The organism is Nonomuraea sp. NPDC001684 (genome assembly GCF_053596515.1).
The window spans coordinates 1-10,264 of record NZ_JBSFGJ010000335.1; the positions used below are offsets into that span (position 1 = coordinate 1).

Consider the following 10,264-nt stretch of genomic DNA (forward strand, 5'->3'; position numbering starts at 1 on the left):
CTGAAGATCATCAACCACCCGGTGCGCCCGCGCATCCCGATCGTGGTCGCCGCCATCGGCCCCAAGAACGTGGAGATGACCGCCGAGCTGGCCGAGGGCTGGGAGCCGATCTTCTACTACCCGGAGAAGGCCGCCGACGTGTGGGGCCCCTCGCTGGCCGCCGGCCGGGCGAAGCGCGACCCTGAGCTGGGCGAGCTCGACGTGATCGCCCAGGCGGCGCTGGCCATCGGCGACGACGTGACCGGGCTGCGCGAGTTCGGCCGGGCGATGGCCGCCCTGTACATCGGCGGCATGGGCGCCAAGGGCAAGAACTTCTACAACGACCTGGCCCGGCGCTACGGCTACGAGAAGGAGGCCGAGCAGATCCAGGACCTCTACCTGGAGGGCAAGAAGGACGAGGCCGCCGCGCTGGTGCCCGCCGAGCTGCTGGAGAACATGTCGCTGATCGGCAGCGAGGGCTTCGTCCGCGACCGGATCGCGGCGCTGAAGGAGTCGGGGGTGACGACGCTCAACGTCGCGCCGCTCGGCCGTACCCACAAGGAGCGCGTCCGCCTGCTGGAGAAGGTCAAGGAGCTGGCCGGCTGATCGGACGGGCTCCGGAAGGGGTGTGACGCACGTCACAATGCCGAGCGGGAATATGCCCCGTTTCGCATGGTGTTGTACGTCCTCGTGAGGTTCTCTGTGGTCATCGTGCGGCTCGTCGAGCGTCTGCACGTGGATCTGTGCCGTCTGCACGGATCCCTTTGTCGCTGATCGGCGCGTCCCCCAGACTCCCCCCTTCCTCACCCGCATGCCCCCCTTCGCCGTGGCATGCCTGACTTCCGGAGCCTTCCTCCCGTGAAGAGATTCACCTTCTCCCTTCAGCTGCTGCTCGGCCTGGCCGTCGGCGTCGCCCTGGGGTTCGTCGCCAAGATCTGGGACGTGGCCTGGCTGGCCGAGACGCTGACCCAGGTCGGCAAGATCTTCGTCCAGCTCCTCAAGCTGGCCGTGCCGCCGCTGGTGTTCACCGCCGTGCTGGTCAGCGTGGCCAACCTGCGCAACGTCAACGGCGCCGCCCGTCTGGCCTCCAAGACCCTGCTGTGGTTCCTGATCACCGCGTTCGTCTCGGTGGCCTTCGCGATCGCGCTCGGCCTGATCATCAACCCGGGCCAGGGCGTCACCCTGGACACCGGCGCGGCCAAGGCCGTCGACACCGAGGGCGCCGGCACCTGGCTCGACTTCGTCACCGGCATCCTGCCCACCAACATCGTCACGGCCTTCACCGAGGTGAACGTCCTCCAGATCGTCTTCCTGGGTGTCGTCCTCGGCGCGGCGGCCCTGGCGGTGGGCGAGAAGGCCGAGCCGTTCCTCAACCTCAGCCGTTCGGTGCTCGAACTGGTGCAGAAGGCCCTGTGGTGGGTCATCCGCCTGGCCCCGATCGGCACCGCCGGCCTCATCGGCAAGGCCGTCTCCACGTACGGCTGGGACCTGCTGGCCCCGCTGGCCAAGTTCAGCGTCGGCGTGTACGTCGGCTGCTTCATCGTGCTGCTGGCCGTCTACCCGACGCTGCTCGCGGTGTGGGGCAAGGTCAACCCGATCACGTTCTTCCGCAACGCCTGGCCCGCCATCGAGCTGGCCTTCGTCTCCCGGTCCTCGGTCGGCACGCTGCCCCTGACCCAGCGCGTCACCGTCGAGCGCAACGGCGTGGACCGTGACTACGCCTCCTTCGCGGTGCCCTTCGGCGCCACCACCAAGATGGACGGCTGCGCCTCGGTCTACCCGGCGCTCGCCGCGATCTTCGTGGCCCAGGTGTTCGGCGTGCACCTCGGGGTGGGGGACTACCTGCTGATCGCGTTCGTCTCGGTCGTCGGCTCGGCCGCCACCGCCGGTCTGACCGGCGCGATCGTCATGCTGACGCTCACGCTGAGCACGCTGGGCCTGCCGCTCGAAGGCGTCGGCCTGCTGCTGGCGATCGACCCGATCCTCGACATGATCCGCACCGCGACCAACGTGGCCGGCCAGATGGTCGTCCCGGTCCTGGTGGCCCGCTCCGAGGGCCGTCTGGACGAGGCGGTCTTCAACGCGCCGCCGCAGCCGCTCGACGACGCCCCGGCGTCGGCCGCCCGCACGCCGCGCGCGCCGGAGCCCGCGACGGCCTGACCGGAATTCGACCGAGGGCGGGTGGCCGTACGGCCACCCGCCCTCAGTCGTAGGTGAGCAGATCGCCGGGCTGACAGCCCAGGGCCTCGCACAGCCGGGTCAGCGTGGAGAAGCGGATGGCCTTGGCGTGGCCGTTCTTGAGTATCGACAGGTTCACGACGGTGATCTCGACCTTGTGCGACAGCTCGGTGAGCGTCATGCCGCGCTGGGCGAGCAGTTCGTCCAGGCGTACCCGGATGGTGCCTGCGGGCATCAGATCGTGGCCTCGACCTCGTCGAGCAGGGCCACGCCCCGGCGGACGATCTCCGAGACCCCGAGCGCGCACAGGCCGGCCACCAGGCCCGCGAGCGGCACGCCCGGCGCCGGGACGAACGCCGGACCGGTCGTCAGCAGCATGCCGGACAGTATGGCCTGCGCCGCCGTGCCGAGCCCGGCCGACACGAGCGAACCGGCGATCAGGATCCAGCCCAGCCGCCGCAGGTGCCCGGCCGTCACCGCGGAGAACAGCGCCCGGTCGCCGCAAACCTCGGCCCCGAACGAGCCCAGCACCCGGATGAAGACCATGATCCGCGCATCCTTCGTGGACGTTCCAAATCGCTTCCAAATGCCTTCCAAACACCCAGGAGCAGCCTGAACACATCGCAACCGATGAAGGAGCGGGAACAGATGAGCGTCAACACCCAGGACATGGAGATCGTCCACCGCGTGCTCCGCCGTGAGTCACGGCTGCTGGTGGAGCTCGTCGCGGCCGTCGCCCCGGGTGACACCGCTCGCGCCAGGGTGATCGCCGACCACTTCCGCGTCTACCGGCTGGGCCTGCACAACCACCACGAGGGCGAGGACGAGCTGCTGTGGCCGCCGCTGCTCTCCCGGGTGGACCTGGAGGCCGACGTCGTCCTGCGCATGCAGGCCCAGCACGAGCGCGTCGCGGCCACCCTGAGCAGGCTGGACGCCGCGTTTCCCGCCTGGGAGGCCACCGCGGGCGCCGACGAACGCGACGCCCTGGCGGCCGCCCTCTGCGAGCACCGCGCGGTCCTGCTGGAACACCTTCACGACGAGGAGGCCACCCTCCTCCCGCTCGCGGCCGAACACATCACCCGACGGGAGTGGGCCTCCCTGGGCGACCACCTGGTGAACAACACGCCCAAGCTCACCCTGCTCACGCTCTTCGGCGCCGTCCTGGAGGACGCGAACCCGGCCGAGCGCGCCGTCGTCCTCGGCGGCCTTCCCGTCCCGGTCCGCGTCATCTGGCACCTCATCGGCCGCCCCCGCTACGCCCGCCACATCCGCCGCGTCCGCGGCTGAACCCTGCCCGTCCGTGCAAACAAGGAGAACGACCATGTCGCTGAAGAAGCTCAACACCGTCCTGGCCGCCGTCGTCGTCCTGTTCACCCTCTACCTCGGGTTGTCCTTCGTCCTGCCCCTCGGGACGACCTTCCCGGGGCTGGCGAACTGGCCCTCCGACGGCAGCGGCTTCTCCATCGTGAAGGGCAGCCGCGAGATCGGGATGGGCCTGGCCATGGGCGTCCTGCTGGTGACAGGCCACCGCCGCCCGTTGGGCTGGGTCCTGCTGATGATTGCCGTCACCCCGTTCGGCGACATGGTCAACGTCCTGGCCCACCACGGATCCACGGCCGCCGCGCTCGGCATCCACGGCCTGACCGCGGCGCTGATCGCGATCACGGGGTTGCTGATCCTCCGCGAGGCCGGCGCCACCCCGGCGACCGCCGCGCAGTCCGCCTGACGTCCGCATTTTCTGACAACTCGACAAGGGAGACGACAATGACGATCAACGATTTGCGCGGTGTCCTGAAGGGGCGCGTGCTCCTGCCCGGTGACGACGGCTTTGAACAGGCGGCCACCGCGTGGAACCTGACCGTCAGGCAGCCGGTGGCGGCCGTGGCGGAGGCCGCGGACGCCGATGACGTGGCGGCGCTCGTGCGTTACGCGCGGCGGGCGGGCATGACGGTGACCGCGCAGCCGAGCGGGCATGGCGCCTCGGGTGACGTGGACGGCCTGATCCTGTTGCGTACCGGCCTGCTGAACGACGTGGAGGTACGCCCGCGGGAGCGCGTGGTCCGGGTGGGCGCGGGCGCGAAGTGGGGGCAGGTGCTGGCGGCGGCCGGTCCGCTGGGCCTGACCGGCCTGTCCGGCAGCGCGCCCGGGGTCAGCGTGACCGGCTACACCCTGGGCGGCGGCGTCGGCTGGTTCAGCCGCAAGCACGGCTTGGCCTCCGACAGCGTGCGGGCCATCGACATCGTGGACGCCGACGGCGAGCCGGGCCGGGTGACCGCCGAGTCCGACCCCGACCTGTTCTGGGCGCTGCGCGGCGGTGGCGGGGACTTCGCGGTGGTGACCGCCCTCGAACTCGACCTGTATCCCGCTCCGGTCCTGTACGGCGGGCGCGTGATCTGGCCGGAGCACCGGACCCGGGAGGTGTACGACGCGTTCCTGGAGATCACCGCCGAGGCGCCGCGTGAGCTCAGTGTCTGGATCAACCGGCTCCAGCCCCCCGGCGCGCCGCCGATGGTGACGCTGGATCTGGCCTACCTGGGTGAGGCGGCCCAGGGCGAGGACCTGCTGGCGCGCATCGACAAGATCGAGGACGCGATCTCCGACAGCCGCGGCGTCGTCCCGGTCGCTGACCTGGGCAGGATCGCCGCCGAGCCCACCGATCCGGTCCCGTCCATCGCTCGTGCGGAGCTGCTCACCGGCCTGAACGCGGACGCGGTGGAGCTCCTGCTGGCCAAGCCGATCGAACCGCTCATCAACGTGCAGATCCGGCACCTGGGCGGGGCGCTCGCCGAGCCGGGCGGCGGGGCCGGTGCGAGCGGCGCGGTGACTGAGCCGTACCTGCTCGGACTGGTGGGTCTCGGCCTGCCGCACGCGGCCGACGCGACGCGCGCCAAGCAGGCCGAGGTCGTGGCCGACCTGGAGGCGTACATCAGCGGCCGCAAGCCGTACACCCTGCTGTCCCCCGGTGACACGGCGGCGCAGTCCTTCTCCGGCAGCGCGCTCGCGCGGCTGCGAGAGATCAAGCGCGCCCGTGACCCGCACAACGTGTTCCGTGCGAACTACCCGGTGCTCGGATAGATCGGTTCCCAGCGGCTCAAGGCCCCTCCGCCCACCACGGCGGCGGGGCCGCACCACATCCGCATGACAGATGTCGCCTCACGGCGACTGGACCGGCCCCGTCTCGTGCCCCGTTCGCAGACGGAGCTCCAGGACGTCCTCCCGGCCGAAGACCTGGCCGGTGGGAACGAACCCGGCAGAGGTGTAGAGCGCCCTGGCCGCGAGGTTGTCGCCACGCACTCCCAACCGCAGCACCGGTGCGTCGAACGCGTCCCGCACATGGGCGATGACCTGTTGGAGGGCCGCTCGGCCCAGCCCCTTCCCCTGGTGATCCTTGTCGATCATCAAGCGATAGAGCCAGATCTGGCCGTCATCGGGATCGGGGCCGTACATCGCGAAGCCCACGGCGCGCTCATCGTGCATCACCGCACGGGTCACGAAGCCCGGCAGGAACCGGCTCTCCGCAATCGAGTACAGGTTCGACGCGATGAGATCAGCCTGGTCGTCGGCCACCCTCAGCTCGGCCACCGCTTCCCAGGTCTCCTGGCACAGGTCGTCAAGGCGCACACGAATCGACATGGATCCTCTCTATCGGATCATTGCGCGGACCGTCATGCGAATATCACCGCGATCAGGCACGGGTGACCATTGCGCGAATCGCCGCACGTCACGCACGGATGCCGGATGGCTCGCCGGAGCCTTCCGCCGTTCGGCAAGAAGTCGCCCAGCATTCGCTTCCTCCCCATGCAAGCCGTCATGCTCCTCTGCGAACGTGACGAAGGGCCGCAGGTTCACCTGCTCCGCCCCACTTCGTGCGCAAGCTCATGGGCCACCCGAGAACGACGCACCAGGTATTCCAGATGAAAGGTATGTCCCATGTGCCGCACCCATGCACACTCCCACAGCGCACCGGAAGGAACGGCTGCGTTCGCCGACCTGTCCGTCTCAGAGACCGAACTGTCGCCCGCCGACCTCGGCCGGCGCCGCTTTCTGCGGAACAGTGGGCTGCTCGGCATCAGCAGTCTCGGCGTCACCGCACTGGGAGGGCTGACCACGCGTCCCGCCGCCGCGACCGGCGGAGGCTCCCGCGCGCTCCACTGGCTGGCCGGCGACCATCACGTTCATACGCAGTACAGCTACGACGGCATGTACACCATTGAGCAGCAGGCTGCGGGCGCTCTCAAGCACGGTCTGGACTGGCTGGTCATCACCGACCACGGGCACGCCGCGCACGAGAAGTTCGCGGTCGAGTCCACCTATGCCGACATCGTCACCTCCCGGGCCAAGCACCCTGAGCTGCTGTTGTGGCAGGGGCTGGAGTGGAACGTTCCCGGAGGCGAGCACGCCACGGTGTTCTTCGACGGTGCTCGCGACGAGATCCAACTGCTGCGCGCGTTCGAGCGGCTCTTCGACTCCAGGATCAACGGCACCGGCGCCGGCAACCCGGCGAACGAGGCCAAGGCGCTGGAGGCGCTCGCCTGGCTGGAGACCGCGCTGCGCACGGGTTCGGCGAGTTCCGCGCTGTTCCTGATCAACCACGTGATGCGGCGCGGCAGGTACTCCCCGCGTGACCTGCGCACCTATCGCGACAAGGCGCCGAACATCGCGGTCGGCATGGAGGGCGCGCCTGGCGCCCAGAACGAGCCCAGGGCCCGCGGCGACTTCAACAACACCGCCGACGCCGACTCCTGGCCCGGCTGGCGGCCGGAACACTACCCGACGTACGGCGGCTTCGACTCCATGACCGGCATCCTGGGCGGCATGTGGGACTCGATGCTCGCCGAGGGCAAGGGCTGGTGGATCACTGCCAACTCCGACGGCCACTTCTACAACGGTGACACGACCGTCGAGCCCTCCCGACCTGCTGACTGGTACGACCAGCACGGTAGATACCCCGATCCCGTCGACGGCGGCGTCCCGCTGCGGCACGCCGACTTCTGGCCCGGTCAGTTCAGCCGCACGGTAGTGGGGGCGACCTCGCGCAGCCATGGCGCGGTCATGGAGGCGATCAAGGCCGGGCGATCCTGGGTGTCGATGGGCGGCCTCATCGACGGGCTGCACGTCGACGCGCACGCCCCCGGCAACGCCCCGGCCACGTTCGGCGGACGGCTGTCGGTGCGGCGCGGCGACGACGTCACCATCACCATTTCCGTCGATCTCGCCGGCCGTCCCAACGCCAATGAAGAGATCCCCCGGCTCGCCCGCCTGGATCTGATCCGCGGTGCGATCACCGGGCCGGCCGCCGACCCCGACGTCTTCACCGCGCCGGACGTGCGTGTGGTCGAGTCGTTCACGCCGAAGGGCAAGGGCCGGGTCGCCCAGTTCCACTACAGGTTCCGCGACGTGCGCGAGCCGTTCTACTTCCGGCTGCGTGGCACGGACGGCAGGCGCAGCGCTCCCGGCGGGATGGAGCCGGCGGCGGACACAGGCCGCAACGACAACCCCTGGCACGACCTCTGGTGCTACACCAATCCCACCTTCGTAGAACTGACGTAGAACGATTCGACGACACCCGTCCCACTCGGAACATGGCTTCGCAGTGGGAGCGGGGATTCGCCGACCAGGTCCGGCTCGTCGCCGACTGAGGCCCTGCGCCGCCGGATGTCACGCTCCGGAAGGTGATGGCCTGCCGCTGTCTGAGAGACACATGCCAGGTCAGAGCAGGTGAGGCAATTCTCGGCGCCCACAGGTGGCGTACCGCATGCCGGAGCGCCCGCGTCCGGAGGGGCCCGCTAACATCGGGGTCCCCCGGTCCCGCCTCGCGGATGCCCCACTGCGACGGACGCCCGGCCGACCCGCCACGGAGCCCGCGTGCCCACGATCGACCCCCGACGTCTCCTCATCCTCCGTGCCTTCGTGCTATCCGACTCTGTCACCGCGACCGCGGCGGCGCTGCACCTGACGCCGTCCGCGGTGTCGCAGCAGCTCGCCGCACTCGAACGCGAGGTCGGTCACGCGCTCGTCATACGCTCGGGGCGCAAGCTGGTGCTCACGCCGGCCGGGCGCATCCTCGCCGGGCACGCCGAGGAGATCAGCTCCCGGCTGAAGATCGCCGAGGCCGACCTGGCCGCGCACGCGGGCGGTGTCCTCGGGCAGCTCCGGATCGGCGCCTTCCCCACGGCGATCAGCTGGCTGGTGGCACCCGCCATCGTCGAGCTGCGCCGCCAGGCCCCGGGAGTCGACGTCACCGTCGTCGACGCGGAGGCGCACATGAGCCACCGGATGCTGATGCGGGGCGACATCGACGTGACCGTCAGCATGGAGTACGAGTCCGACCCCGAGCGCGACTCCCCCGACATCGTGAAGTTCCCGCTCTACATCGAGCGGTTCAAGGTCGTCCTCCCCCAGGCGCATCCGCTGTCCGGCGAGGAGGGCATCGGGCTCACCCAGCTCACCGAGGAGGGCTGGATCATGCCCTCGCCCGGTAATCCGTGCCGCACGATGGTGCTGCAGGCGTGCGCGGAGCTCGGCTTCCACCCGCCGATCACCCACGTCTCGGACGACTACCGCGCCGCGCTGGCGCTGGTCGCCGCCGAGGCGGGGATCTGCCTGGCGCCGGAGTCCGCGCTCTCCGCCCGCGACGCCGAGTGGGTGACGATCCTGCCGACGCGCGGCATCGCTCCGCTGCGCAAGGTGATCATGACGACGCGGCGCGACAACCAGAGCCACCCCGTCGTACGCGCTGGGCTGGAGGCGATGCGGGCCGCTGTGTCCGAGCCGGACTCGGAGGTCTACGGCCCGCTCGCGCGGTCCGACACCTTCAGCGTCGAGTGATGGCTCCGGCCAGCGGCGCGTTCTCGCGGAGGAAGGCGTCGACGTGCCGGTGGTACTCCTCCGGCTTGTCGCGGCGCACGCAGTGGTGGGCGCCCTCGATCACGACGACGTCGAAGCCGGGCGCGACGGCCGTGAGGCGCTCACGGGAGTGCTTGTCGACGATGACGTCGCCGGTGCCGGTGACGAGCAGCGCCGGTACGCCGGCCGGGCCGACAGTGATCTGCCGCGCGGTCGGCGTCCAGATCCGGCGCTTCTCGTGGACCCGCTGCTGCATGTAGTCGATGTCGACGGCCTTCATCGCCTCGGCGAGCGGGCGCAGCTCCTGCTCCGCCCAGTGGGGCTTGAGCTCGCGCTGCATGTCCACGAGTTCCTCGACCGACGCCGTTTCGGCGTAGTCGAAGGGGTCCTTGGTGGTCTGCTCGACGCTGAGCCACGGGTTGGGACCGGCCTCCGGCACCCACCACGGCGGGTCCTCCAGCACGACGCCGGCCACGAGGTGCGGGGCGTCGGCGGCGACGAAGGCGGCGATCCGCGCGCCCATGGAGTGCCCGACGACGAGCGTCTTGCGCCCGGTCTCGTCGAGCATGTCCTTGAGGATGTCGATCGCGTCCTGCACCATCACGTCGGTGGACGGAACGCCCTCGTGCTCGGGCAGGCGGCCGGGCGACTCCCCGTGGCCCCGTGCGTCCGGCGCCACGATGTGGTAGTCGCCACCCCAGCGGTCGACGGCGTCACCGTAGCAGGCGCCGGACTCCACGGCGCCGTGGAGGATGAGGATGGCAGGCGCATCTGCTGCGTCCCGCCCATACTCTCGGACGAACAGGTCTGTTCCCACGTGTCCTCATTCACTGCTCTGTCGCGCCGGCCCCCGGCCGGCTCACGACGGGGTTGTCGTTCGGTGGATCATGGTCATGATCGTGGCACGCCTCTTCGGCGTCGCGCAACGCTCCCGCAGGTCAGGTCAGGTCCGCAGTTCCGCCTCCGGTGTCGCCTCGACCAGCGCGCGCGTGCAGGGGTGCTGCGGGGAGCGGAAGATCTCGTCGGACGACCCGGTCTCGACGATACGGCCGCGCTGCATGACGGCGACACGGTCGCTGTAGAGCCGGATCACCGCCAGGTCGTGGCTGACGTGGAGGAACGAGATCCCCTGGTCGCGCTGCAGGTCGGCCAGCAGGTTGAGGATCTGGGCGCGCACCGACACGTCGAGCGCCGAGGTCGGCTCGTCCGCGATGATCAGATCCGGCTTGAGGGCGAGCGCTCGTGCCACGGCGACGCGCTG

General features: G+C 70.1%; 11 protein-coding genes and 1 pseudogene. 7 read left to right on the forward strand and 5 right to left on the reverse strand.

The window, feature by feature from the left end; all coding sequences use genetic code 11:
- Positions 1 to 585 (forward strand): LLM class flavin-dependent oxidoreductase (locus tag ACWCSD_RS38245; protein ID WP_449922246.1); only part of this gene is annotated, 585 nt, incomplete at its 5' end.
- 252 nt (positions 586 to 837) lie between these two features.
- Positions 838 to 2,139, forward strand: coding sequence for a dicarboxylate/amino acid:cation symporter (locus ACWCSD_RS38250; protein ID WP_352327130.1), 1,302 nt, complete (start codon positions 838 to 840; stop codon positions 2,137 to 2,139).
- A gap of 43 nt (positions 2,140 to 2,182) precedes the next feature.
- On the opposite strand, the gene ACWCSD_RS38255 is transcribed toward ACWCSD_RS38250, so the two are convergent.
- Together ACWCSD_RS38255 and ACWCSD_RS38260 are read right to left on the reverse strand one after the other, a co-directional pair.
- Positions 2,183 to 2,392 carry a helix-turn-helix domain-containing protein gene (locus ACWCSD_RS38255; protein ID WP_352331315.1) on the reverse strand — a complete coding sequence of 70 codons (210 nt, stop codon included), beginning with the start codon at positions 2,390 to 2,392 and terminating at the stop codon, positions 2,183 to 2,185.
- Positions 2,392 to 2,703 (reverse strand): DUF2975 domain-containing protein, encoded by a 312-nt coding sequence (locus ACWCSD_RS38260; RefSeq protein WP_449922249.1) that lies wholly within the window; start codon positions 2,701 to 2,703, stop codon positions 2,392 to 2,394. Before ACWCSD_RS38260 ends, ACWCSD_RS38255 begins: the two co-directional genes overlap by 1 nt.
- Positions 2,704 to 2,805: 102 nt before the next feature.
- On the opposite strand from ACWCSD_RS38260, the gene ACWCSD_RS38265 reads away from it, so the two are divergent.
- Genes ACWCSD_RS38265 through ACWCSD_RS38275 form a run of 3 tightly spaced genes read left to right on the forward strand, consistent with a single transcriptional unit; the run spans position 2,806 to position 5,232 of the window.
- The gene (locus ACWCSD_RS38265) at positions 2,806 to 3,444 is read left to right on the forward strand and encodes a hemerythrin domain-containing protein (RefSeq protein WP_449922251.1); all 639 of its coding nucleotides are present in this window, start codon (positions 2,806 to 2,808) and stop codon (positions 3,442 to 3,444) included.
- A 34-nt stretch (positions 3,445 to 3,478) separates the two neighbouring features.
- Positions 3,479 to 3,883, forward strand: coding sequence for a DUF4267 domain-containing protein (locus ACWCSD_RS38270; protein ID WP_449922253.1), 405 nt, complete (start codon positions 3,479 to 3,481; stop codon positions 3,881 to 3,883).
- Between the two features lie 38 nt (positions 3,884 to 3,921).
- The gene (locus tag ACWCSD_RS38275) at positions 3,922 to 5,232 is read left to right on the forward strand and encodes an FAD-binding oxidoreductase (protein ID WP_449922255.1); all 1,311 of its coding nucleotides are present in this window, start codon (positions 3,922 to 3,924) and stop codon (positions 5,230 to 5,232) included.
- 78 nt (positions 5,233 to 5,310) lie between these two features.
- Here the strand turns inward: ACWCSD_RS38275 and ACWCSD_RS38280 are convergent, their stop codons facing one another.
- Positions 5,311 to 5,790: a GNAT family N-acetyltransferase gene (locus ACWCSD_RS38280; RefSeq protein WP_397159284.1), complete on the reverse strand. Its 480-nt coding sequence runs from the start codon at positions 5,788 to 5,790 to the stop codon at positions 5,311 to 5,313.
- 297 nt (positions 5,791 to 6,087) lie between these two features.
- Between ACWCSD_RS38280 and ACWCSD_RS38285 the strand changes: the two genes are divergently transcribed.
- Both ACWCSD_RS38285 and ACWCSD_RS38290 read left to right on the forward strand, forming a co-directional pair.
- A complete protein-coding gene (locus ACWCSD_RS38285) occupies positions 6,088 to 7,707 on the forward strand; it encodes a PHP domain-containing protein (RefSeq protein ID WP_449922257.1) in 1,620 nt (539 codons plus the stop codon).
- Positions 7,708 to 8,022: 315 nt separating this feature from the next.
- Entirely contained in the window at positions 8,023 to 8,985 is a 963-nt protein-coding gene (locus tag ACWCSD_RS38290; RefSeq protein ID WP_397159281.1) for a LysR family transcriptional regulator, read from the forward strand.
- Here ACWCSD_RS38290 and ACWCSD_RS38295 read toward each other — a convergent pair.
- On the reverse strand, positions 8,972 to 9,820 hold the full coding sequence (locus tag ACWCSD_RS38295) for an alpha/beta fold hydrolase (protein ID WP_397159279.1): 849 nt from the start codon (positions 9,818 to 9,820) through the stop codon (positions 8,972 to 8,974). The two genes, ACWCSD_RS38290 and ACWCSD_RS38295, sit on opposite strands and share 14 nt — an antisense overlap.
- A 126-nt stretch (positions 9,821 to 9,946) precedes the next feature.
- Positions 9,947 to 10,264, reverse strand: a pseudogene (locus ACWCSD_RS38300) (dipeptide/oligopeptide/nickel ABC transporter ATP-binding protein); the annotation flags it as partial.

Bases quoted from the DNA above. Each gene is read 5' to 3' on its own strand.
- ACWCSD_RS38270 (WP_449922253.1), top strand. From the start codon at position 3,479: ATGTCGCTGAAGAAGCTCAACACCGTCCTGGCCGCCGTCGTCGTCCTG.
- ACWCSD_RS38255 (WP_352331315.1), bottom strand. From the start codon at position 2,392: ATGCCCGCAGGCACCATCCGGGTACGCCTGGACGAACTGCTCGCCCAG.
- ACWCSD_RS38280 (WP_397159284.1), bottom strand. From the start codon at position 5,790: ATGTCGATTCGTGTGCGCCTTGACGACCTGTGCCAGGAGACCTGGGAA.
- ACWCSD_RS38265 (WP_449922251.1), top strand. From the start codon at position 2,806: ATGAGCGTCAACACCCAGGACATGGAGATCGTCCACCGCGTGCTCCGC.
- ACWCSD_RS38275 (WP_449922255.1), top strand. From the start codon at position 3,922: ATGACGATCAACGATTTGCGCGGTGTCCTGAAGGGGCGCGTGCTCCTG.
- ACWCSD_RS38285 (WP_449922257.1), top strand. From the start codon at position 6,088: ATGTGCCGCACCCATGCACACTCCCACAGCGCACCGGAAGGAACGGCT.
- ACWCSD_RS38260 (WP_449922249.1), bottom strand. From the start codon at position 2,703: ATGGTCTTCATCCGGGTGCTGGGCTCGTTCGGGGCCGAGGTTTGCGGC.